The sequence below is a fragment of the Nocardia stercoris genome (assembly GCF_003696265.1).
Lineage (GTDB): Bacteria > Actinomycetota > Actinomycetes > Mycobacteriales > Mycobacteriaceae > Nocardia > Nocardia stercoris.
The window spans coordinates 574334-596966 of the sequence record NZ_RFFH01000002.1 but is presented as its reverse complement, the minus strand read 5'-3'; the positions used below and the strand labels follow the sequence as shown (position 1 = coordinate 596966).

Sequence of the window (22633 nt, the reverse complement as noted above, 5' to 3'; positions counted from 1 at the left end):
ATCGACCCCCGTGCACGGTCGAACACACCCCCCCCGGACAATCCAATTCATCCAGCGGTCGATTCCATTTACCGCACATTGCCGATACGCCGCATCCGGTCGTCTTACCATGCTCCGACATGCGGAAACGGGCTCACCGGATTCGCATGGCGTGCCCCCGGTTCCAGGTCGAGCACACGACGGAACGCGGCGGCACCGAGGAGAACGAGGAAGAACAGATGACCAGAATATTGGCCGTAATCGCCATGATCATCGGATTATCGGTGGTGCCGGCGACACACTTCACACCTACCGCGCAGGCCGACACCCCAGCCCTGAAGGGGCCACTCAGCACGGTCGGCCGCTACATCGTCGATGCCGCCGGTAATCGCGTGCATCTGAAATCCGGTAATTGGCACGGCGCCAGCGGAACCTGGACCGGCAGCGGCGACGACGAACAACCCGCGAACAACTTCGCGTCGGAGGTCGGGCACCGCGCGCCGCTCGGGCTCGACCGGGTGCCGCTGAACCAGATGGTCCAGGACTTCCGCGCCCTCGGCCTGAACAGCATCCGGCTGCCCTTCTCCAACCAGATGATCACCGACACCCGCCCGGTGCAGGGCCTCACCGCCAATCCGTCCCTGAACGGCCTGACCCCGCTGCAGGTGTACGACCGGGCGGTCACCGCGCTCACCGACGCCGGCCTGGGCGTCATCCTCAACAACCACACCACGACCACCCGCTGGTGCTGCGCGGTCGACGGCAACGAACGCTGGAACTCCGGGCAGGACACCGCCACCTGGGTCGCCGACTGGGCGACGATGGCCGCGCGCTACAAGGACAACCCCGGGGTGATCGGTGCGGACCTGCGCAACGAGGTCCGCCGGGACACCTGGGACGACCCGAACTGGGGACTGGGTGACGTCCACGACTGGGAGGCGGCCGCCCGCCAGGCCGGAGACCGAATCGTGAGCTCCGCCAACCCGAATCTGCTCATCATGATCGAGGGCCTCAACTGGATCGGCATCCCCACCGACATCACACCGCACGAGCGGCCCATGCTGAAACCGGTGCAGAACCTGTCGGTCACGCTGACCCGTTCCCACAAGCTGGTCTACTCGGCCCACTTCTACGGCTACATCGGCCCGAACAACACCGGCGGCACCGGCATCAGCGGCGGTGAGACCCACGATCCCCGTTTCCGGGACATGTCCCCCACCGATCTGTTCGCCTCGATGGATCAGCTCGCCGGTTATGTCGCCACCACCCCGGACCGGCACTTCACCGCGCCGGTGTGGGTGAGCGAGTTCGGGGTCGGGAAGGACGGCACCGCGGCCGACCAGGCGTGGTTCGGCCACATGGTCGACTATCTGATCTCACGAGACCTCGAATTCGCCTACTGGCCGCTGGTCGGATTCCAGCATCTGGATCAGGGCAACCAGTGGGGACTGCTGCGCTTCGACACCGACGGTTCCGTGCGCAGCGTGCTCGATCCGGACGACTGGCGGGGCCCGCAGCTGCAGCGACTGCTGGCCGCGACCGGCGTCACCGGGCAGGTTCCGCCGACACGAACCTGGTCCATGCTCAACGGGATCCACGCCGACGACAACGAGTCGCTGCGGGCCGCGGCGGACTGGGACTCCGGCGCGCGCAAACTGGTCTGCCCCGACGACCAGCGCATGATCGGCATCAGCGACCGCGGCCAGGGCGGGCTGTGCACGGACGCGACGGCCGGCAACCTCTGGACGCCCGGCACGACCGCGACCCGGGTCGCGTCCGAGCACGTGACCACGGACTGGGCGTCCGGCTTCACCAAATATCAGTGTGCGACCGGGCAATTCATGATCGGGTACAGCCTGCACGGCGACGCGGTGAACAGCATCCTGTGCGCACCGGCGCGAATTCCCTTGGCCGGCAACGGACGTACCGTGTGGGACGACCGCGGCGACAATCGCCCGGCCTCGGGTGAGGGCGGCGACTACGCGGTCGGCTACTACAAGGGCCAGTGCAATAGCAACGAGTACCTGGCCGGAATCGCGTTCTCCTGGGCCAACCTTCGCTACGGACACCCGGACGCGATCTACTGCCGGTCGATGAGCTAGCCGGGCAGCGGTCCGGTTCGTTCCCGGGGAACGAACCGGATTGGACCCGCTACGGCACGGTGACCGGCCGGACGCAGCTCTGCGTCCACACCACGATCGAGCACACCGCGGGCTGACGGGTGGGCCGATAGTCGTGCGGCACTCCGTTGTTCGCGGTGATCTCGCGGTAGGCGTCGACCCCGTCGGTCGGGACGCGGGTCAGGCTCGGGTCGTTGCGCACGTCGACGGTGTAGAGGCCGAAGCGGTTGGAGTAGCTGCCCCACTCGTAGTTGTCGGTCAGGCTCCAGTAGTTGTAGCCGATCACGTCGATGCCGTCGGCCTTCGCGCGCTGCAGCCAATACACGGTGTCGCGCAAGTGATCCGCGCGGTCGTAGCCGTCGGGGCGAGGCGCGGCGTCACCGGTCGGGAGTCCGTTCTCCACCACGTAGATGGGCAGCCCGTACTTCTCGCTGTAGTTGCGCAGGTCGTAGTAGATGCCCTCGGGTTCGATGGCGTTCTTCCACAGCTCGCTGCCGAGCAGGTCGGTGGTCGGCGGATTCTGGAGCGACGTACCGTAATAGAAGTCGAGGCCCAGGTAGTCGAGCTTGTCGCGAACCCGGTCGGCGAACAGCAGGTCGGTCAGGTTCTGGATCACCGGGTACTGCGCGATGTTGCTGGTCACCCGGGCGCCGGGCTGGCGCTCGTGGATGTAGTCGTAGATGGTGTCGTGGGCCTGCACCAGCCGGTCGAACATCGGTACGGCGTCCCCGATTCCGATGTCGCCGATCTGAATCGATTGCGCCACATAGCCCATCGGCTCGTTGATGGTGACCCACATCGGATCGTCGGCGGCGTAGCGGTCGACGACCCGCCGCATGTTGGCCAGCCAGTCGGTGACCATGTCCTGGTTCTTCCAGCCGCCACGGTCGGCTTCCCAGCCGGGGATCACCCAGTGGTCGAGGGTCAGCATGGGTCGCAGGCCGGCGGCCCGGATCTTGGCGATGACGGCGTCGTAGAAGGCGAAGTCGCGGTCGTCCCATACGCCGGGCTGCGGCTGGACCCGCGCCCATTCGATGCTGAGCCGGTACACCTTGACACCCAGGCCCGCCGCCAGGTCGATGTCCTCGGCGTAGCGGTCGTAGAAGTCGACCGAGTCACGGTAGGTGTCGTGGGCCTGTCCGGAGTTGGCGTACCGGCTCCAATTGCTGTCCGGCGCATGCCCTTCGGACTGGAATCCGGACATGGCCACGCCCCATTGGAAGTCGGGCCCGAGGGACGGCAGCTCCGCGGGGGCGGCCGCGGCGGGGCCGGTGGTGCCCGACGCGATGGCGGCGGCCGACAGCAGGGCGAGACACAGGCGTGCGGGTCTGTTCATGGACCGGGTTCTCCGACGACGTTCGGGCACGGCTCACCGCCGCGCATTGCTACCTTCGGCAGCTTACTGGTCAAACGTCCAAATGTGTGCGTTTCGCCACCGCCACCCCGCGGGCCTCGGCAGACCCTTCCCGGGTTCGCGGCGATCTCGGCGGCATCCGACCGGTTATCGGTGGTTTCCACCCGGCCGATCATCGCTTTTCGGCCGAATATTCCGGACATATTTCCCTTTTTCTTGCCCAGGTCGGAACCGTGCGGAAAATCGAAAACATCGATATTTCAAATTCCCATAGACCCCACCTCCCCCTAATCCCCCTAATCGCATGAAGATTGGGATCTTTCCTCATCAGGCTCGGCTACATTGGAAAGACCAGCACGGGGATCTGGGAGGTGACAGATGTCGAACAATACGTCCGGAAGTGCGCACGAGGCCCTCTCGCAGGCCTTCTCCACCCGGGGCTACCAGATGGTCCGCAACGACGAGGACGCCGCGACGGTCTTCTCGCCGCGCGGCGGCAAGCGCATCGACCTGGGCCCCTGGCTGACCGAGACCGCCGAGCTACCGCTGACCGAGCTGGCCGGTCACGCCGGACGCTACGCCGACCAGGCCGTCCGGCAGCTGCACGAGCAGCGGGTACCGGTCGATTTCGACACCATGTTCCTGCGGGTCCAGATCTTCCCCGACGAGGTGGTGGCCGGCCGCGGCGCCCGCTGGCAGACCCGCCCGCTGGCGCCCGGCCTGGTCCAGGCCGTGGTCGTCGACCGCCCCGAGGGCGCCGAGGTGGCGCTGACCGGCGAGCTGGATGCCGACGCGGACGACCTGTTCGGCGCCGCGATCGCCCAGTCCATCACCGGCGAGGACTGCTCGACCAGCACCCAGGACCTCGACTACGGCACGCTCACCGTCATCGGCGGCGCACACCGCTACGTCGGCGCCCAGCTGCACCGGCTGAGCCGCCACGTCCCCGCCGCCGAGAACCCGTTCGGGGCCCTGGTCGCGATGCCACTGCCGCAGTATCTGCTGATCTACCCGATCGGCCAGTGCGACGCGATGCGTTCGCTCTACGACCTGCGCTGCGCGGCCACTGAGCTGTTCGACAACGGTTCGGAGCGGATCAGCCCGCAGTGCTATTGGTGGCGCCCGAGCCGCTACGAGCAGCTGCCGGAGAGCGCCGCATTGCGCAGCGGCCTGGTGCCCGACCTGCGTCCGGTGATGGAGCAATGGGGTGCCTAGCGGATCTGCTCGCCTTTCCGGAATCTGGAACCTGTTGCAATATTTAGGACTCGATTCCGAGTATTCAGAAAATGGACATCGTGCCCGGCGTGGCACAACTCGATGAGAACGATAAGAAGTTCCTAAGAGCATTGCGAGAGTTGGCCTTACCCGTATGGTTGGTGATCGACAATACAAACTCCGGCCCATTGGGCCGAGTTACGCTTGCAAGATGATCGTGCAAATCCGGGGGAGGTGGAACTGCGATGCCGAACGACTTCGATACGGCAAATAGCGTTCTGCGCCAGGCCTTTTCGGTGCACGGGGTGCGGATGACCCAGCGTGGGGACGCCGGCGCGACCCTGTTCACGGCCGACGGCAGCTACCGATTCGACCTGCGCCCCTGGCTGGGTGAGACGCTGTCGCTGACCGGGGTCGAACTGGCCGCCGCGGCGCGGCGACGGGTAGCCGCGACGCTTGCCCAGCTCGCCGCGGGGACACTGCCGATGGATTTCGACTCCCACATCCTGCGCGTCCGCATGTACGCCGAGGAATCCCTCGCCGACCGTGCCGACTCGATCGTCACCCGCCGCCTGGCGCCGGGCCTGAGCGAGGCCGTCGTCATCGACCTGCCCGAGGGCCCACAGCTGCTCGCCCACGGCGAACTCGACGGCAGCACCGACGAGATCTTCGCCGCCGCCGTCGCGCAGTCGCTGTCCGGCGAGATCCACACCGTCAGCACCCAGGAGCTGGGGTACGGCACCGTCACCGTGGTCACCGGCCCGCACCGCTACGTCGGCGCCACCATCCACGACCTGGCCGCCCACGTCGACCCCGAGATCCTGGCGCACGGCGCCGTGGTGTCGTTCCCGCTGCCGGAATACCTGCTGGTCTACCCGCTCGGCCAGAACGACGTGCACGAGATGCTGTTCGACATGCGCACCGCCACCACCGAGCTGTTCGACGCCGGCGCCGGCGTCAGCCCGCACTGCTACTGGTGGCGGCCGGGTAGCGGCCTGCTACCGGACCTGCAGCCGGTAGGTGTCGGCATCGTCTGACGCCACTAGGGTTGCCGGGATGGAGTTGCTCGCGCTGCCGAATCCCGGCGAAACCCCGGTTCGCGTCCTGACCATCGCCGGTACCGACTCCGGCGGTGGGGCCGGCATCCAAGCCGACACCCGTACCATGGCACTGCTCGGCGTTCACGCCTGCGTGGCGGTCACTGCGGTCACCGTGCAGAACACGCTGGGCGTCAACGGCTTCCATGAGATCCCCGCCGAGCTCGTCGCCGGCCAGATCCGGTGCGTCACCGACGATATCGGGGTCGGGGCGGTCAAGACCGGAATGCTGGCGTCCAGCGCGATCATCGACGCGGTGGCGCGGACCTGCCGGGAGGTCGGGATCGGTGGCGACAGCGCCGTCCCGCTCGTGGTCGACCCGGTCGCGGCCTCGATGCACGGCGACGCCCTGCTGCACGAAGAGGCGCGAGACACCATGCGGCACACCCTGTTTCCACTCGCCACCGTGCTCACGCCCAACCTGGACGAGGTACGGCTGTTCACCGGCATCGACGTGGTCGACGACCACACCGCCCGCACGGCGGCCGAGGCGCTGCACGCCCTCGGGCCGCGCTGGGTGATCGTCAAGGGCGGCCATCTCCGCTCGGCGAAAGTCAGCACCGATCTGCTGTTCGACGGCGACACCTTCCTCGAACTCACCGCCGCGCGGGTCGACACCGGCAACGACCACGGCGGCGGCGACACGCTGGCGGCCGCCATCGCATGTGCTTTAGCTCACAATTATCCCGTACCCGAAGCCGTCGCATTCGCCAAGGAATGGACGCTGCGCAGCCTGAAAGCGGCCTACGACCTGGGCGCGGGCCACGGCCCGGTGTCCCCGCTGTGGCGGCTGCACGAACGTTCGTGACCACCGGTCCGTCGCTCCCAGGCATCTCCCAGCTCCGCCGCAGCTCCGATATAGGCAGCGGATCGACAGTAGTGACATGACCGACACAGCGACGGCTTCCCAGGTGACACCCGCGTCGGCGCAGCGTGCGGCGAACCCCGCCGACTCGGCCCTGCCCGCCCCGACCTTCGACCCGGCCCGCAACCCGGTGCTCGAGGTCGTCGTCCCCGTCTACAACGAGCAGAACGACCTCGCCGGCTGCGTGCGCCGGTTACACGACTTCCTCGGCAACGGCTTCCCGTTCTCGGCGCGAATCGTGATCGCGGACAACGCTTCCACCGACCGCACCCTCGAGATCGCCAAGGAACTGGCGGCCGAGCTGAGCGGAGTCCGGGTCGTCCACCTCGACCGCAAGGGCCGCGGCCGCGCACTGCGCACCGTATGGCAGGAGTCGCAGGCCCAGGTCGTCGCCTACATGGACGTCGACCTGTCCACCGATCTCAACGGGCTGCTGCCGCTGATCGCGCCGCTGGTGTCCGGGCACTCGGACCTCGCGATCGGCACCCGGCTGGCCAAATCCTCCCGGGTCGTCCGCGGTCCCAAGCGCGAAATCATCTCGCGCTGCTACAACTTGATCCTGCGCGCCTCGCTGCAAGCCCGGTTCTCCGACGCGCAATGCGGATTCAAGGCCATGCGCACCGACGTAGCCCGGCAACTGCTGCCGCTGGTCGAGGACGGCGAATGGTTCTTCGACACCGAACTTCTCGTACTCGCCGAACGATCCGGCCTGCGCATCCACGAGGTGCCGGTGGACTGGATCGACGACCCGGACTCGACCGTCGACATCATCGACACCGCCCGCAAGGACCTGCTCGGCGTGTGGCGGCTGGGCCGCGCCTTCACCACCGGGTCACTGCCGATCAACGAGCTACGGGCCGCCATCGGCCGCGAACCGCTGGTCGAAGGTGTGCCGCTGGGCATGGTCGGCCAGGCGGTCCGCTTCGGCATCATCGGTGTGGTCTCGACGCTGACCTACATGGTGCTGTACCTGCTGCTGCAACCATGGGCGGGCGCGCAAGCCGCCAACTTCCTCTCGCTGCTGATCACCGCGATCGGCAACACCGCGGCCAACCGCGCCTTCACCTTCGGGGTGCGCGGCACGCGGAACGTGGTCTCGCATCAGCTGCAGGGCCTGGCGATCTTCATGTTCGCCTGGCTGCTGACCAGCGGTTCACTGTTCGCGCTGCACCGCTGGGCGCCCGACGCGATGGTCCATGTGGAACTGGTGGTCCTGGTGATCGCCAACCTGGTGGCCACCCTGTGCCGGTTCGTCGGTCTGCGCTGGGTGTTCCGCGACGCCGGCGCGGACCGGATGGCTTGAACCTCGGCCGACTGATCCAGGGCGGGATCGGTGCGAATGCGCTGACCCCGCCCTGTTGTTCGTCTGCGACTGTTACCTGTCCCGACCTTCGCGGCCCCGCCGCCCCGAGCATCCCGAGCAGGACGCCATGACCACAGTACTGTCCGAGGCCGTGCCGCCCACCGCGACCACCGCCGAAACCGTTCGCCGCCGCCCGATCTCGCGCGAACTGATCGCACTGGCGGTGCTGCTGATCGCCACGGCGGGTGCGTACCTGTGGAACCTGAACGCCTCCGGCTGGGCGAACTCCTTCTACGCGGCGGCGGCCCAGGCCGGATCGGTGTCGTGGAAGGCCTTCTTCTTCGGGTCCTCGGATGCCGCGAACTCGATCACCGTCGACAAGACGCCCGCCGCGCTGTGGCCGATGGCGTTGTCGATCCGGCTGTTCGGGCTGTCGAGCTGGAGTGTGCTCGTCCCGCAGGTGCTGATAGGTGTCGGCTCGGTCGCGCTGCTGTGGGCGACCGTGCGCCGCACCTACGGGGCGGCCGCCGGTCTGCTCGCCGGCCTGGTGCTGGCCGTGACACCGGTTGCGGCCCTGATGTTCCGGTTCGACAACCCGGACGCCCTGCTGGTGTTGCTCATGCTGGCGGCCTGCTGGGCCATGACCCGTGCCCTGACCGCGAGCCCCGCCGCCCAGCTGCGCTGGCTGGCGCTGTGCGGGCTGTTCGTCGGATTCGGTTTCCTCGCCAAGCAATTGCAGGTGCTGCTGGTGGTTCCGGCGCTCGCGCTGACCTATCTGGTCGCCGGGCGGGCGCGCCCGCTGCGGCGCGTCGCGCAATTGTTCGCCGCTGCAGCGGGTCTCGTGGTGGGTGCCGGATGGTGGATCGCGGTCGCCATGCTGTGGCCGGTCGGTTCGCGGCCGTATTTCGGCGGCTCGCAGCATAATTCGATCCTCGAACTGACCATGGGTTACAACGGCCTGGGCCGGCTCAACGGTCAGGAGACCGGCAGTGTCGGCGGGGGCGGCGGGGGCGGTGCGCTGAAGGCCGGCCAGACCGGGGCCTGGGGCGATCCCGGGATCGACCGGTTGTTCCAGCCGGCGCAGGGCGGCCAGATCGCCTGGCTGCTGCCGGCCGCGCTGATCCTGCTGGTCGTGGGTCTGATCGCCTACGGCCAGGCACCCCGCGTCGACCCGCGCCGCGCCGGACTGGTGCTGTGGGGTGGCTGGCTGGTGGTCACCGGGCTGACCTTCAGCTTCATGAAGGGCATCTTCCACCAGTACTACACGGTGGCACTGGCGCCCGCGGTCGCCGCGCTGACCGGCATCGGCGCGACGCTGCTGTGGCAGCACCGCGACCGGCTGTGGGCGCGGATCGCGGCCGCGGTCACCCTGGCCGCGACCGCGGCCACGGCGTGGATGTTGTTGTCCCGCACCAGCGATTTCGTGCCGTGGCTGCGCTGGGTGGTGCTGGTTGCGGGCATTCTGGCGACCGTGGCGCTGCTGATGCCGCTGCCGCGACCGCTGGCGACGGTCACCGCGGCCACGGCGGTCGCGGTCGCGCTGGCCGGGCCGGTCGCCTACACGGCGGACACGCTGAACACCGGGCACGGCGGCGCCATCCCGAGCGCCGGCCCGATGGTGCCCGGTGGGTTCGGCTTCCCGCGCGGCGGGAAACTGCCGCCCGGCATGGCCGAATGGGCCGAGCAGATGGGGTTCGGTCCGGGCGGGCCCGGCGCGCCGGGACAGCACGGCAACCGGCCGGGCGCGCCCGGCGCCCCGGGCAACCAGCACGACGGCAAGCGTGGACCCGGCGGATTCGGCGGCCCGTTCGGCGGCGGCACCCCCAGCGACCAGGTGGTGGCGCTGCTCGACCGCGACGGCGCTTCCTACACCTGGGTCGCCGCCACCACCGGCTCCGACAATGCCGCCGGATACCAGCTGGCGACCCGGCTGCCGGTGATGCCGATCGGTGGCTTCAACGGCAGCGACCCGTCACCCACGCTCGAGCAGTTCCAGCAGTACGTTGCGGCCGGGAAGATCCACTACTACGTGGTGTCCGGCGGAATGTTCGGCACGCCCGGCGGTCTCGAACTCCCGCCCGGCATGCCGGAGGGATTCGGCCGGGGTGGTGACCCGAACTCGCCGAGCGCTCAGATCTCTACGTGGGTGAAGGAGCACTTCTGCGAGCAGACCGTCGACGGTGTGACGCTGTACGACTTGACGCAGCCGAAGTGATCGAGGCACTGGCGATCCCTGCCCCGGCGGGGTAGTCATGTAGGGCTGAACCAGGCCGAGCCGTCGGCCGGTGACCGCTCGCAGGAGGTGCACGGATCGTGGCCCGGGTTCATTGCTTCATCGACGACGCGCTCGGCGATCTCGACGCGCTCGGAGTCGCCACGCGCATCCGTTCCGGAGAGGTGAGCCGGGCGGAGGTGCTGGAGGCCGCGATCGCGCGGGTGCGGCAGGTGAATCCGCAGCTCAACGCGGTCGCGTTCGAGGCCTTCGAGCGGGCTCGGGGGCAGGCGGCCGCGGCCGGGCCGTTCGCCGGGGTGCCGACTTTCGTCAAGGACAACACGGATGTGGCCGGGATGCCTACACGGCACGGTTCGGCGGCGACGATCACGGCGCGGGTGTCGAAGTCCGACGGGCCGCCCGCCGCGCAGTTCTTGTCCGCGGGTTTCGTGGCATTGGGCAAGTCGACGATGCCGGAGTTCGGGCTCACCGCGAGCACCGAGTGGGCGGGCCGGCCTCCGACCCGGAACCCTTGGGACACAGAGTATTCCGCGGGTGCATCCTCCGGTGGTGCGGCGGCGCTGGTCGCGTCCGGGGCCGTGCCGATCGCCCACGCCAACGACGGCGGCGGTTCGATCCGTATCCCGGCCGCCGCCACCGGGCTGGTCGGGCTGAAGCCCACGCGCTGCCGGCTGCTGGATCAGCCCGGCGCGCGGGCACTTCCGGTGAACCTGGTCGCCGAGGGGGTGGTCACGCGGACCGTGCGCGACACCGCCCACTATCTCGCCGTGGCCGAGAAGTTCCGTGCCGCACCGGGACTGCGGCCGGTCGGCCTGGTCGAGGGGCCGGGCACGCGCCGGTTGCGGATCGGTGTCATCCGCGACGACGTCCGCGGCCGGCGCGCCCATCCCGATGTGGACGCCGTGGTCGGCTCCGCGGTCGCGGTACTCGCCGCGCAGGGCCACGAGATCACCGAGACTCGAATCCAGGCCGAGCCCAGGTTCATCGACGACTTCGAGCTGTACTGGTCGCTGTTCGCGATCGTGCTGAGCGCGACCTGCGCGGCCAGATACGGCTCGGGTTTCGATCCGCGCCGCCTCGACCCGTTCACCAAAGGCCTCGCCGGGAACCTGGCCCGCCACCCCTTCTCCCTGATCCCCGCCATCCGCCGCCTGCGCGGCGGCACTGCGATCTATGAGCGCCATTTCACCGACTTCGACGTCCTGCTCACCCCGACGCTGTCGCACCCGGTGCCACAGATCGGCAAGCTCGCCACGGATCAGCCCTTCGAGACCGTGTTCACCGCCCTCGTCGACTACGTGGGCTTCACCCCGCTCAACAACATCGGCGGCGGCCCCGCGATCGCCCTCCCCCACGCGCTGAACTCGAACGGCCTCCCCGGCTCCATCCAGCTCTGCGCCCCCGCCGGCGGCGAACGCACCCTCCTGGAACTGGCCTACGAATTCGAAGCCGCCCGACCGTTCCCGGATATCCGCACCACGACCGACTGATCGCGACGACCAATCACAGGCGCATCACACCGACAGCGATCCGGCTCCACCACATCACGATTCGAAACCACCCCGACTCCGAATATCGCACCCACCCGAACCACCCTCAACCGCAACCGGTTCCGCCCTAGCCTGGCTCATGACCCACGAGCGCCCCCTCGACGACAACCACCGCGAAACCTTCTGGCGCCGCTGCGGCTGGTCCCCCGACCTCCCCGAACTCGAACGCCGCCAACTCGAATCCCGCTGGGACGACGAATCCATCGACCAGGCAGAGATATTCGGCTGGTGAGACACGATGCGCTCCCGATCAGGACAGCCGAATCGGCGGCGCAAAAGAAACGAGGCCCATGCTCATCGATGAGCATGGGCCTCGTTGAGTAGTCCCGAAGGGATTCGAACCCTCGCTACCGCCGTGAGAGGGCGGCGTCCTAGGCCGCTAGACGACGGGACCTTGTTGCGGTATCAGTCTACGGGGTAACCAGGCGGTGACCAAATCGTTTCAGCGAGGAGTGGTCAGCGCCACATGGAGGGTGGCGGCCCACTGCTCGGCGATCTCCTTGCGGCGGGCCGAGTCGTCGGTGAGGACATCGGCCAGGCCCAGGCCGCGGGCCAGATCGAGGGTGGCCTGGACGAGGTGGTGGGCCACCGGGTCGGAATCGTCGACGCCGAGCGCTTCGACCGCGACCCGGTGGGCGACCCGGCCGACCTTCGCTTCCAGGGGCACGATCCGCGACCGCAGGGCCTCGTCGGCGGCGGCGTGCGTCCACACCTGCAACGCGGCCTTGAACAGCTGGCTGGAGTAGGACTCGACCAGCGCGGTCACCACCGCGAGGGTGCGAGCGGCGCCCTGGTCGACCTGGCCGAGCGCCATCGCCTCGGCCTTCACCTGATCCATGCGAGTGTCGAACATGTACTCCACGGCCTGCGTGATCAGGTCCTCGCGGGTCGGGAAGTGATGTTGGGCCGCGCCGCGCGACACCCCGGCCCGTTCGGCGACCACCGACACGGTGGCGGCCGCCCAGCCGTGTTCGGCCAGGCAGTCGATGGTCGCCTCGAGCAGCCGCTGCCGGGTGGCCCGGCTGCGGTCCTGCTTGGGTTCGTGGGGTGTAGCCATGGGCTTATTCTGCCTGTGCCCAGGTCGGCGGCCGCTTTTGGAAGAAGGCGGTCATGCCCTCGATCACATCCGGTGTCCCGAAGAAGCTGCCGGACCGCTTCGCCAGTTCCTCGGCCCGACCGTCGAAGGACGCCAGGATCGGCGCCGAGACCAGCCGCTTGCTCTCGGCCAGCCCCTGCGGAGAACCGAGCCGCAGCTGCGACCGCAACCGCGCCACCTCGGCCGCCGGATCGTCGGCCGCGACCGTGATCAGCCCGATCCGCTCGGCTTCCGCGGCACCGAACGTCTCGCCGGTCTGGAAGTACCGGGCCGCGGCACGCGGGGTGAGCCGCGGCAGCAGGGTCAGCGAGATCACGAACGGCGCCAGGCCCAGCCGGGCCTCGGTCAGCGCGAAACTGCTGCCCCGCCCGGCCACCACCAGATCACAGGCCGCCACGATGCCCATGCCACCGGCCCGCACATTGCCGTCGATCTGCGCGATCACCGGTTTGGGCAGGGCGAGGATGCGGCGCAGCACCTCGACCATCCAGCCGGTGCGGGTGTCGGCGGCCGCGGCCGGATCGGCGTCCAGGGCCTCCTTCAGGTCCGCGCCGGCGCAGAACGTGGTGCCGGTGTGCGTGAGGACCACGCCCCGCACCCGCGGGTCGGCGGCCGCCGACTCGAGTCCGGCGAGCAGTTCGGCCACCAGCCGGGACGAGATGGCATTGCGGTTGTGCGGCGAGTCGAAGGTGAGGACGGCGAACCCGTCGCTCACCTCGTACCGGACGAAAGGCTCTGTCATCAGTACGACCTCGGCAGGCCGAGCGAATGCTGGGCGACGAAGTTGAGGATCATCTCCCGGCTCACCGGCGCGATCCGCGAGATCCGCGCGGCACCCAGCATGGACGCCAGGCCCACATCGGCGGTGAGGCCGGAACCGCCGAAGGTCTGCACGGCCTGGTCGAGCGCCTTGATACTCGCCTCGCCCGCAGCGTATTTCGCCATGTTCGCGGCCTCGGCGGCACCGAACTCGTCCCCGGCGTCGTACAGCGCGGCGGCCTTGCGCTGCATCAGGCTGGCCAGTTCCAGTTCGATCTTCACCTGCGCCAGCGGATGCGAGATGCCTTGGTGCGCACCGATCGGCGACTTCCACACCTGCCGTTCCTTCGCGTACGCCACGGCCTGCGCGATGGCGTAGCGGCCCAGGCCGATCGCCATGGCGGCACCCATGATGCGTTCGGGGTTGAGCCCCGCGAACAGCTGCGCGATCGCGGCGTCCTCGGCGCCGACCAGGGCGTCGGCCGGCAGCCGCACATCGTCGAGGAACAGCGTGAACTGGTGGTCCGGCTCGATGATGTCCATCTCCTGCTGGGTCTTGTGGAACCCAGGAGCGTCGACCGGGACCAGGAACAGCGCCGGCTTCAGCTTGCCGGTCTTGTGGTCCTCGGTGCGGGACACGATGAGCACCGCGTCTGCCTGGTCGACCCCCGAGATGAAGATCTTGCGGCCGTTGAGGATCCAGTCCTCGCCGTCGCGCCGCGCGGTGGTGGTGATCTGGTGCGAGTTGGAGCCGGCGTCGGGTTCGGTGATGCCGAACACCAGCTTGGAGCTGCCGTCGGCCAGGCCCGGAAGCCACTTCCGCTTCTGCGCCTCGGTGCCGTACTTGGTGAGGATGGTGCCGACGATGGCCGGGGACACCACCATGAGCAGCAGCCCGGCGCCCTGCGCGGCCAGTTCCTCCATCACCAGCGCCAGCTCGTACATGCCGGCGCCACCGCCGCCGTACTCCTCGGGCAGGTTCACACCGAGGAAGCCGAGCGCGCCTGCCTCGTCCCACAATTCGGTGAGCGGCTCGCCCTTGCGGGCGCGCGGCAGCACATAGTCGCGGTAGCTGTATTTGGCGGCCAGGGCGGCCACCGCGGCCCGCAGCGCCTGCTGTTCCTCGGTTTCGATGAAGCCGGTCATGGGTTACTCCTGGTTCGATTCGGCTGCGGCTGCGGCACTTTCGTCGTCGACGACGGCGAGGATCGCGCCGACCTCGACCTGCTGTCCCGCGGTGACGTTGAGGGCGGTGAGGATGCCGGTGGCGGGCGCGGTGATGGTGTGCTCCATCTTCATGGCCTCCAGCCACAGGATCGGCTGGCCCTGCTGGACGTGGTCGCCGACCGCGGCGCCGAGCCGGATCACGCTGCCGGGCATGGGCGCCAGCAGCGAACCGGCCGCGACGTGGTCGGCGGGGTCGGTGAACCGCGGCAGGCGGCGCACGGCAACCGGGCCGAGCGGCGAGTCGACGCACACCAGGTCGCCGTAGCGGGCGACCTCGAACTGCCGACGCACCGTGCCGCGCGCGCCGGGCACACCGAGGACGACCTTTTCCGGAGACAGTTCGAGCAGCTCGAGCCCGTCGAACCCTTCGACCTGAATCCCGTTGCGAGTGAACCGGTATCGCACATCGTGCGTGCCCGATGTCCGGCTCTCGTAGGACTTGATCTGCGGCTGGGACGCGAGATTGCGCCAGCCACTGGGGAATCGGCCGCCGATCCGGCTGCGTGCGGCGTTGGCGGCCGCGTCGGCGAGGGCGCCCGCGACGACGGACAGTCGCTCGTCGGCCGCGGAAACCAGTGGTGCGGAGAGGTTCTCCAGACCGTGGGTGGCGAAGAAGGCGGTGTCGGTGTCGCCGGCCAGGAACGCGGGGTGCTCGAGCACCCGGACGAGCAGGTCGCGGTTGACGACCAGGCCGTGGATCTTGGCCCGCCGCAACGCCGTTGCGAGCAGGTGCGCGGCCTCGGCACGAGTGTCGGCGTAGGAGATGACCTTCGCCAGCATCGGGTCGTAGAAGACGCCGACCTGTGAACCGTCGGCGACACCGGAGTCCAGTCGCACCCCGGCCTCGTTCAGTACGGTGAATTCACCTGCGGTGAACGGGATCTCGATGTGGTGCACCGGACCGGACTGCGGCTGCCAGTCCTGCGCCGGGTCCTCGGCGTAGAGCCGGACCTCGATCGAGTGGCCGCGCTGCGCGGGCTGCGCCTGAGGCAGCGGCAGACCGGCGGCGACCTGCAACTGCAGCCGGACCAGGTCCAGGCCGGTGGTCTGCTCGGTTACCGGATGTTCCACCTGCAGACGGGTATTCATCTCCAGGAAGAAGAAGTCACCCTTCTCGTCGGCCAGGAACTCGACCGTGCCCGCGCCCTCGTAGCCGATGGCACCGGCGGCCAGGCGAGCGGCCTCGAACAACCGGTCCCGCATGCCGTCGATCTTCTCCACCAACGGCGACGGCGCCTCCTCGACGACCTTCTGGTGCCGCCGCTGGATCGAGCATTCCCGTTCGCCCACAGCCCACGTCGTGCCGAACCGGTCCGACATGACCTGGACCTCGATGTGGCGGCCGGTCTCCAGATACCGCTCGCAGAACACGGTCGGGTCGCCGAACGCGGACTGCGCCTCGCGCTGCGCGGCCTCGATCTGGCCGGCCAGTTCGGCGACATCGCGGACCACGCGCATACCGCGCCCGCCGCCACCGGCGGACGCCTTGATCAGCACCGGCAGCAGGTCCGGGGTGACCTCGGCCGGGTCCAGTTCCTTCAGCACCGGTACGCCGGCGGCGTCCATCATCTTCTTGGACTCCACCTTCGAGCCCATCTGCTCGATGGCGGCGACCGGCGGGCCGATCCACACCAGCCCCGCCTCCTGCACGGCCCGCGCGAATTCGGCGTTCTCCGAGAGGAATCCGTAGCCGGGGTGGATCGCGTCGGCGCCGGCGGCATGCGCTGCGGCGATGATCAGCTCGGACCGCAGGTAGGTCTCGGCGGGGGTGTTGCCGGGCAGGCGGATCGCCGCGTCGGCCTCGCCGACGTGCGGCGACTGCGCGTCGGCGTCGGAGTAGACGGCAGTGGTGGCGATACCCATCCGACGGCAGGTCGCGAAGACCCGCCGCGCGATCTCGCCGCGGTTGGCGACCAGGACGTTCGTAATCATCTCGCGGCTCACATTCGGAAGACGCCGAAGCCCTCGGCGCCCTGGATCGGTGCGTTGTGGATGGCGGACAACGCCATACCCAACACGGTGCGGGTGTCGCGGGGGTCGATGATGCCGTCGTCGTACACACGACCGGACAGGAACATCGGCAGCGACTCGGCCTCGATCTGTGCCTCGACCATCGCCCGGATGGCCTCGGCGCCCGCCTCGTCGAACGGCAGGCCGCGCGCCTCGGTGGCCGCGCGCTGCACGATGGTGATCACACCGGCCAGCTGCGCCCCGCCCATGACCGCGGATTTCGCGCTGGGCCAAGCGAACAGGAAGCGCGGATTGTAGGCGCGACCGCACATGCCGTAGTGGCCGGCGCCGTAGGAGGCACCGATGATCAGCGAGATGTGCGGCACCTTCGAATTGGAGACCGCGTTGATCATCATGGCGCCGTGCTTGATGATGCCCTTCTGCTCGTACTCCTTGCCGACCATGTAGCCGGTGGTGTTGTGCAGGAACAGCAGTGGCACGTTCTTCTTGTTGGCCAGCTGGATGAACTGGGTGGCCTTCTGCGACTCCTCGGAGAACAGCACGCCGCGCGCGTTGGCGAGGATGCCGATCGGATAGCCGTGCAGCTCGGCCCATCCGGTGACCAGGCTGGAACCGTAGAGCGGCTTGAACTCGTCGAAGTCGGAGCCGTCGACGACGCGGGCGATGACCTCGCGCGGGTCGAACGGGATCTTCAGGTCGCTGGGCACGATGCCGAGCAGTTCCTCGGGGTCGTACAGCGGCGAGATCACCTCGGCGCGCGGCTCGGGGCCCTGCTTCTTCCAGTTCAGCCGGCGCACGATCGAGCGGCCGAGCCGGATCGCGTCCTGCTCGTCGGCGGCCATGTAGTCGGCCAGACCCGAAGTGCGCGCGTGCATCTCGGCGCCTCCGAGGGTCTCGTCGTCGGAGTCCTCACCGGTCGCCATCTTCACCAGCGGCGGCCCCGCGAGGAACACCTTGGCGCCGTCCTTGACCATCACGACGTAGTCGCTCATGCCCGGGATGTACGCGCCACCGGCGGTCGAGTTGCCGAAAACGAGTGCGATGGTGGGGATTCCGTCGGCCGATGCCTGGGTGAGGTCACGGAACATCGCCCCACCGGGGATGAAGACCTCCTTCTGCGTGGGCAGGTCGGCACCGGCCGACTCCACCAGCGAGATCACCGGCAGGCGGTTCTCCCGGATGATGTCGTTGATCCGGAACTGCTTGCGCAGCGTCCACGGGTTGGAGGCACCACCGCGCACGGTGGGGTCGGGCGCGACGATCATGCACTCGACGCCCTCGACGATGCCGATCCCGGCGATCGTCGAAGCGCCGACCTGGAATTCGCTGCCCCAGGCCGCGAGCGGGCACAGCTCCAGGAACGGGCTGTCCTCGTCGAGCAGCAGTTCGATGCGCTCGCGCGCGGTCAGCTTGCCGCGCTTGTGGTGCCGGGCCACCTTGTCCGGGCCACCGCCGGCGATCGCCTTGGCGAATTCGGCCTCGACCTCGGCGAGCTTGGTGGTCATGGCCTCCGCGGCCGCCACATATTCCGGGCTCGACGCATCGAGCGTGGACTTGAAGACGGTCATGCTTGATACCCCAGGAGTTTCGACGCGAGCATGGTCAGGATTTCGTTGGCGCCACCGCCGATGCCGTCCAGGCGGATGTCGCGATAGATGCGCTCGACCTCGGATTCGCGCATGTAGCCCATGCCGCCGTGCAGCTGTACGGCCTGATTGGCCACCCATTCGCCGTTCTCCACCGCGGTGTTCTTGGCGAAGCAGACCTCGGCGATCAAGTTCAGTTCACCGGCGCTGTACCGCTCCACCAGGTTTCGCGTGTAGACGCGCGAGATGTCCACGCGGCGAGCCATATCGGTGAGCGTCATCTGTACGTGCTGGCGGGAGATCAGCGGCCGGCCGAAGGTCTCACGGTTGCGGCACCATTCGACGGTCAGGTCCAGCGCGCGCTGCGCGAGCGAGTACGCCTGCACCGCGAGGCTGGCCCGCTCGGTGACGAAAGCCGCTGCGATCTGGGCGAATCCGGAGTTCTCCGGGCCGACGCAGTTGGTCACCGGCACCCGCACGTCCACGTAGGACAGCTCGCCGGTGTCCGAGCACAGCCAGCCCATCTTCTCCAGCTTGCGGGTGACCGTGAATCCCGGTGTGTCCGTGGGCACGATGATCAGCGAGATCCCCGCCGCACCGGGGCCGCCGGTGCGGGCCGCGGTCACGACGAAGTCGGCCCGGGTCGACGAGGTGATGAAGGTCTTGGCGCCGTTGATGATGTAGTGGTCGCCGTCGCGCACCGCGGTGGTGGTGAGGTGGCCGACATCGGATCCGGCGCCCGGCTCGGTGATGGCCAGCGAGCCGATCAGGTCACCGGACAACGTGGGCGCCACCCAGCGGTCGATCTGCTCCTGGTTGCCCGACGCGATGATGTGCGGCACCGAGATACCGCAGGTGAACAGCGAGGCCGACAGCCCGCCGGAGCCGGAGGCGAGGTGCAGTTCCTCGGCGACGATCGTGGCGTCGACGAGGTCACCGCCCGAGCCGCCGGCCGACTCGGGGAAGCCGATCCCGAGCAGGCCGAGTTCGCCTGCCTTCTTGTGCAATTCGCGCGGCAGCGCACCTTCGCGCTCCCAGGTGTCGAGGTACGGCCGCACCTCGCGCTCGACGAATCCGCGCACGGTCGCCCGCAGCGCCTGCCGTTCGGGGGTGGTCCACACACTCATGGCTGTATCTCCTTTGGCATGAACGGGAGCGCTGCGTGGTTACGCTGCGCTGCCGCCTGCGCGCTCTGACCGTTCATGCCAGAAACTCCGTCGGGATGTCGAGGTAGCGGGCCCGCAGCCATTCTCCGAGCCCCTTGGCCTGCGGATCGAAGCGCGCCTGATAGGCGACGCCCTGACCGAGCAGGCCTTCGATGATGAAGTTGACGGCCCGCAGGTTGGGTAGCACGTGCCGGTGCACGGTGAGCTTCGCGGCCTCGGGCAGTAGCACTTTCAGCTGGTCGACGGTCAAAGCACCGACGAGCCAGCGGAATTCGTCGTCGGTACGCACCCAGACGCCGATATTTGCGTTGCCGCCCTTGTCGCCGCTGCGCGCCAGCGCGACCCGGCCCAGCGGTGCCCGAGTGGTCGGTCCGGCCGGAAATGCCTGTGGCAGTGCCGGTTCCGGTACATCGGCGAGGGCCAGTGTCTCGCTCGCGGGTGGGATCTCGGCGCGGGTGCCGTCCGGCAGGACCGCGATATGCGGCACCGCGGCGGCGTCGACGTAACCGGCGGTGAACACACCGTAGGGCGCGCCGTCGCCGGGCGGGGCGGTGAAGGTGAAGCCCGGGTAGCTGGCCAGCGCCAATTCGACCGCGGTGGCGGAGAAGGCGCGACCGACCTTCTTCGGGTCGCTGTCGCGCACCACGCAGCGCAGCAGCGCGCTGGCGGTCTCCTCGGTGTCGGCGTCGGGTCGGTCCAGCCGCGCGAGGGTCCATTCGATCTCGGCGGGGCGGACGGTGAGCCCGGCGTCGAGCTGGTGGCGGGCCAGCGCGGCCTTGGCCTCGATGTCGAGACCGGTGACGATGAACTCCATCTCGTTGCGGAAGCCGCCCAGGGTGTTCAGCGACACCTTGAGCTGCGGCGGCGGGGCCTCACCGGTGACGCCGGAGACCAGGACCCGGTCGGTGTCCTGCTGGGTGACCGTGATGGTGTCCAGGCGGGTGGTCACGTCCGGTCCGGCGTAGCGGGCGCCCTGGATCTCGTACATCAGCTGGGCGCTGACCGTGTCGACGGTGACCGCGCCGCCGGTTCCGGTGTGCTTGGTGATCACGCTCGAACCGTCGCGGCGGATCTCGGCGATCGGGAAGCCGGGGCGGGTGAGGTCGGGGATCTCGGTGAAGAAGGCGAAGTTGCCGCCGGTGGCCTGTGGCCCGCACTCGATGATGTGGCCGGCCACCACGGCACCGGCGAGGGCGTCGTAATCGGTTCGGCCCCAGCCGAAGTGGGCGGCGGCGGGTCCGACGATCACCGAGGCGTCGGTGACCCGGCCGGTGACCACGATGTCGGCGCCGGCGTTCAGGCATTCCACGATGCCCCAGGCGCCCAGGTAGGCGTTGGCGGTGAGGGTGTTGCCGAGACCCAATTCGCCTGCGCGCGCGGTGATGTCGTCGCCTTCGACGTGCGCGATCTTCGGGTGCAGGCCGAGCTTGCCGGCGACCTCGCGCAGCTTGTCGGCCAGGCCCGCCGGGTTGAGCCCGCCGGCGTTGGTGACGATCCGCACGCCCTGGTCGAGCGCGAGCCCCATACAGTCCTCGAGCTGGCGCACGAAGGTCTTCGCGTAGCCGAGGTTCGGGTCCTTGAGCCGGTCGCGGCCGAGGATCAGCATGGTGAGTTCGGCGAGATAGTCGCCGGTGAGCACGTCGAGCTGCCCGCCCTCGAGCATTTCGCGCATCGCGCTGAGCCGGTCGCCGTAGAACCCGGAGCAGTTTCCGATCCGGACGAGTTCCGGATCGTCGCCGAGTGCGGCCATCCATGCCTCCTGTGTAGCCGTCGCCACGGACGCCGTCGGCGCCGTATCGGTTCCAGGGTCACATCGGGTCCAGAAAAAATCAAGCCTGCGTGATTGTTAATTGCCCGTGCTTGTCTTCGGCCCGGAATCGGGTACGGCAGGATGGACCCATGTCCCATCCCGTGATCGTGGTATTCGGCCTGGCCCTGGCCGGTTTTCTGTTCGGCGGCGCCTACAGCACCTGGAAGACCGTCCGCTGGCTCGCGGTCGCGCTGGCCGTCTGCGGCGTGCTGTCCGCGGTCGCCGCGCTCGCCTGGGTCGTGTGAGCTACTTCTTGACCGATTCCAGGCGGTAGATCTTCAGGTTGTCGGGCACGCCGTTGAGCGGCGGCGCGAACACGCCCCGGCGGTACGGCTTGACCCGCAGATCCAGCTTGTCGAGGGTGTCGAAGTCCAGGGCCTCCAGCGTGGCCTGCGAGAGCATGGTGTTGCCGTTGCCACCGGCCTCCATCATGCGGGCCGCGATGTTGACATCCACACCCAGCCAGTCGCCGCCGATCTCGCGCGGCGTCCCGGTGTGCAGGCCCATCCGCATCTGCGGCTTGTAGCCGTCGATATCGATCTCGCGCAGGGCCGTGCGACCGGCCAGCGCCGCCCGCACCGCGCCGTCGGCGGACGGGAACACCGCCATCATCCCGTCGCCCATACGCTTGACCACCCGGCCACCGTTCTCGGACACCGGCGGCTCGATCGCCTTGGCCACCTTGCGCAACAGGTTCAACGTCTTCTCGTCGCCGGAAGCCAGCGACCAGGTCGAGAAGGCCACGAGATCGGTGAACAGGATCGTCATCTCCTGGGTGCCGCGCCCACGGCCGACCCGTTCCAGCATCGCCTGCCACACCTGCAGGGCGCCGAGCCCGATCTCCTTCGCCGCGCTGGGTGTGTCACCGACGAACTGGCTGGCCGCGCGCGCGACCGCCTCGGGCGCGCCGGGACCCGACACGGAGAGCGGATCACCGAACGCGGGATCGCCGGGCAGCACCTCGCGGGCCTTGCGAATGGCCGCGACCAGATCCTTGCGGCTGTCGGCGTTCTCCAGGGCCGACTGCTGCCCGCGGCGGCGCGGGCCGGACCGGCGAGCTCGGTCGGTGACCGGGCTCAGGGGGATGACCACCTCATCGGTGCCGTCGTCACCACCGGTAGGTGTCTCGCTCACGAAACGAGGGTAGCCCAGGCTGTCGCCACCGGGCACTGGTCCGAGCATGGACATGAAGACACCCTTCTCTGAGCTGCCAAGGGTGGACGGGCGCTTCGATGGGTCCGCGAAGGGCGCCGACGTGGGGCCCTGCAGAAAGCCTACCGACCAGGATCTTCTCGATCACGG

General features: G+C 68.8%; 18 protein-coding genes and 1 tRNA gene. 9 read left to right on the top strand and 10 right to left on the bottom strand.

Annotated elements, in window-relative coordinates; translation table 11 throughout:
* Positions 1-119 precede the first annotated feature (119 nt).
* Complete coding sequence (locus tag EBN03_RS08130) at positions 120-2081, top strand: glycoside hydrolase family 5 protein (protein WP_199742661.1); 1962 nt, start codon at positions 120-122, stop codon at positions 2079-2081.
* Positions 2082-2130: 49 nt separating this feature from the next.
* On the opposite strand, the gene EBN03_RS08125 is transcribed toward EBN03_RS08130, so the two are convergent.
* A complete protein-coding gene (locus EBN03_RS08125) occupies positions 2131-3435 on the bottom strand; it encodes a family 1 glycosylhydrolase (protein ID WP_122187264.1) in 1305 nt (434 codons plus the stop codon).
* A 396-nt stretch (positions 3436-3831) separates the two neighbouring features.
* Between EBN03_RS08125 and EBN03_RS08120 the strand changes: the two genes are divergently transcribed.
* The 7 genes from EBN03_RS08120 (at position 3832) to EBN03_RS34500 (ending at position 11948) form a co-directional block, all read left to right on the top strand.
* Positions 3832-4668 carry a hypothetical protein gene (locus tag EBN03_RS08120; protein ID WP_122187263.1) on the top strand — a complete coding sequence of 279 codons (837 nt, stop codon included), beginning with the start codon at positions 3832-3834 and terminating at the stop codon, positions 4666-4668.
* A 245-nt stretch (positions 4669-4913) separates the two neighbouring features.
* The gene (locus EBN03_RS08115) at positions 4914-5705 is read left to right on the top strand and encodes a hypothetical protein (RefSeq protein WP_147471490.1); all 792 of its coding nucleotides are present in this window, start codon (positions 4914-4916) and stop codon (positions 5703-5705) included.
* Between the two features lie 19 nt (positions 5706-5724).
* Positions 5725-6573, top strand: coding sequence for a bifunctional hydroxymethylpyrimidine kinase/phosphomethylpyrimidine kinase (gene thiD, locus EBN03_RS08110; RefSeq protein ID WP_122187261.1), 849 nt, complete (start codon positions 5725-5727; stop codon positions 6571-6573).
* Positions 6574-6649: 76 nt separating this feature from the next.
* Entirely contained in the window at positions 6650-7933 is a 1284-nt protein-coding gene (locus EBN03_RS08105) for a bifunctional glycosyltransferase family 2/GtrA family protein (RefSeq protein ID WP_122187260.1), read from the top strand.
* 127 nt (positions 7934-8060) lie between these two features.
* The gene (locus tag EBN03_RS08100; protein ID WP_122187391.1) at positions 8061-10148 is read left to right on the top strand and encodes an ArnT family glycosyltransferase; all 2088 of its coding nucleotides are present in this window, start codon (positions 8061-8063) and stop codon (positions 10146-10148) included.
* Positions 10149-10246: 98 nt separating this feature from the next.
* Positions 10247-11656: an amidase gene (locus tag EBN03_RS08095; protein ID WP_122187259.1), complete on the top strand. Its 1410-nt coding sequence runs from the start codon at positions 10247-10249 to the stop codon at positions 11654-11656.
* A gap of 139 nt (positions 11657-11795) precedes the next feature.
* On the top strand, positions 11796-11948 hold the full coding sequence (locus EBN03_RS34500; protein WP_199742660.1) for a hypothetical protein: 153 nt from the start codon (positions 11796-11798) through the stop codon (positions 11946-11948).
* Positions 11949-12037: 89 nt separating this feature from the next.
* Here the strand turns inward: EBN03_RS34500 and EBN03_RS08090 are convergent.
* The 8 genes from EBN03_RS08090 to EBN03_RS08055 all read right to left on the bottom strand — a co-directional run bounded on the left by EBN03_RS08090 (position 12038) and on the right by EBN03_RS08055 (position 21271).
* Positions 12038-12110 (bottom strand) — tRNA-Glu (locus EBN03_RS08090).
* Between the two features lie 48 nt (positions 12111-12158).
* On the bottom strand, positions 12159-12773 hold the full coding sequence (locus tag EBN03_RS08085) for a TetR/AcrR family transcriptional regulator (protein ID WP_122187258.1): 615 nt from the start codon (positions 12771-12773) through the stop codon (positions 12159-12161).
* A gap of 4 nt (positions 12774-12777) precedes the next feature.
* Complete coding sequence (locus EBN03_RS08080) at positions 12778-13554, bottom strand: enoyl-CoA hydratase family protein (RefSeq protein ID WP_122187257.1); 777 nt, start codon at positions 13552-13554, stop codon at positions 12778-12780.
* Complete coding sequence (locus EBN03_RS08075) at positions 13554-14717, bottom strand: acyl-CoA dehydrogenase family protein (protein WP_122187256.1); 1164 nt, start codon at positions 14715-14717, stop codon at positions 13554-13556. The genes EBN03_RS08080 and EBN03_RS08075 overlap by 1 nt, the downstream gene beginning before the upstream one ends.
* A 3-nt stretch (positions 14718-14720) precedes the next feature.
* On the bottom strand, positions 14721-16730 hold the full coding sequence (locus EBN03_RS08070) for an acetyl/propionyl/methylcrotonyl-CoA carboxylase subunit alpha (protein WP_122187390.1): 2010 nt from the start codon (positions 16728-16730) through the stop codon (positions 14721-14723).
* Between the two features lie 8 nt (positions 16731-16738).
* Positions 16739-18337, bottom strand: a complete 1599-nt coding sequence (locus EBN03_RS08065) for an acyl-CoA carboxylase subunit beta (RefSeq protein WP_122187255.1) — start codon at positions 18335-18337, stop codon at positions 16739-16741.
* On the bottom strand, positions 18334-19482 hold the full coding sequence (locus EBN03_RS08060; protein WP_122187254.1) for an acyl-CoA dehydrogenase family protein: 1149 nt from the start codon (positions 19480-19482) through the stop codon (positions 18334-18336). Before EBN03_RS08060 ends, EBN03_RS08065 begins: the two co-directional genes overlap by 4 nt.
* A gap of 73 nt (positions 19483-19555) precedes the next feature.
* Positions 19556-21271 (bottom strand): acyclic terpene utilization AtuA family protein, encoded by a 1716-nt coding sequence (locus tag EBN03_RS08055; protein ID WP_122187253.1) that lies wholly within the window; start codon positions 21269-21271, stop codon positions 19556-19558.
* A gap of 149 nt (positions 21272-21420) precedes the next feature.
* Here EBN03_RS08055 and EBN03_RS34495 point away from each other — a divergent pair, with 149 nt between their 5' ends.
* Positions 21421-21576, top strand: coding sequence for a hypothetical protein (locus EBN03_RS34495; protein WP_199742659.1), 156 nt, complete (start codon positions 21421-21423; stop codon positions 21574-21576).
* 1 nt (position 21577) lies between these two features.
* Here the strand turns inward: EBN03_RS34495 and EBN03_RS08050 are convergent, their stop codons facing one another.
* Positions 21578-22465 carry an adenylate/guanylate cyclase domain-containing protein gene (locus tag EBN03_RS08050; RefSeq protein WP_407671096.1) on the bottom strand — a complete coding sequence of 296 codons (888 nt, stop codon included), beginning with the start codon at positions 22463-22465 and terminating at the stop codon, positions 21578-21580.
* Positions 22466-22633: the final 168 nt, after the last annotated feature.

Coding starts and splice junctions, on each gene's coding strand:
- EBN03_RS08130 (WP_199742661.1), top strand. CDS start 120: ATGCGGAAACGGGCTCACCGGATTCGCATGGCGTGCCCCCGGTTCCAG.
- EBN03_RS08125 (WP_122187264.1), bottom strand. CDS start 3,435: ATGAACAGACCCGCACGCCTGTGTCTCGCCCTGCTGTCGGCCGCCGCC.
- EBN03_RS08120 (WP_122187263.1), top strand. CDS start 3,832: ATGTCGAACAATACGTCCGGAAGTGCGCACGAGGCCCTCTCGCAGGCC.
- EBN03_RS08115 (WP_147471490.1), top strand. CDS start 4,914: ATGCCGAACGACTTCGATACGGCAAATAGCGTTCTGCGCCAGGCCTTT.
- thiD (WP_122187261.1), top strand. CDS start 5,725: ATGGAGTTGCTCGCGCTGCCGAATCCCGGCGAAACCCCGGTTCGCGTC.
- EBN03_RS08105 (WP_122187260.1), top strand. CDS start 6,650: ATGACCGACACAGCGACGGCTTCCCAGGTGACACCCGCGTCGGCGCAG.
- EBN03_RS08100 (WP_122187391.1), top strand. CDS start 8,061: ATGACCACAGTACTGTCCGAGGCCGTGCCGCCCACCGCGACCACCGCC.
- EBN03_RS34500 (WP_199742660.1), top strand. CDS start 11,796: ATGACCCACGAGCGCCCCCTCGACGACAACCACCGCGAAACCTTCTGG.
- EBN03_RS08085 (WP_122187258.1), bottom strand. CDS start 12,773: ATGGCTACACCCCACGAACCCAAGCAGGACCGCAGCCGGGCCACCCGG.
- EBN03_RS08080 (WP_122187257.1), bottom strand. CDS start 13,554: ATGACAGAGCCTTTCGTCCGGTACGAGGTGAGCGACGGGTTCGCCGTC.
- EBN03_RS08075 (WP_122187256.1), bottom strand. CDS start 14,717: ATGACCGGCTTCATCGAAACCGAGGAACAGCAGGCGCTGCGGGCCGCG.
- EBN03_RS08070 (WP_122187390.1), bottom strand. CDS start 16,730: ATGATTACGAACGTCCTGGTCGCCAACCGCGGCGAGATCGCGCGGCGG.
- EBN03_RS08065 (WP_122187255.1), bottom strand. CDS start 18,337: ATGACCGTCTTCAAGTCCACGCTCGATGCGTCGAGCCCGGAATATGTG.
- EBN03_RS08060 (WP_122187254.1), bottom strand. CDS start 19,482: ATGAGTGTGTGGACCACCCCCGAACGGCAGGCGCTGCGGGCGACCGTG.
- EBN03_RS08055 (WP_122187253.1), bottom strand. CDS start 21,271: ATGGCCGCACTCGGCGACGATCCGGAACTCGTCCGGATCGGAAACTGC.
- EBN03_RS34495 (WP_199742659.1), top strand. CDS start 21,421: ATGTCCCATCCCGTGATCGTGGTATTCGGCCTGGCCCTGGCCGGTTTT.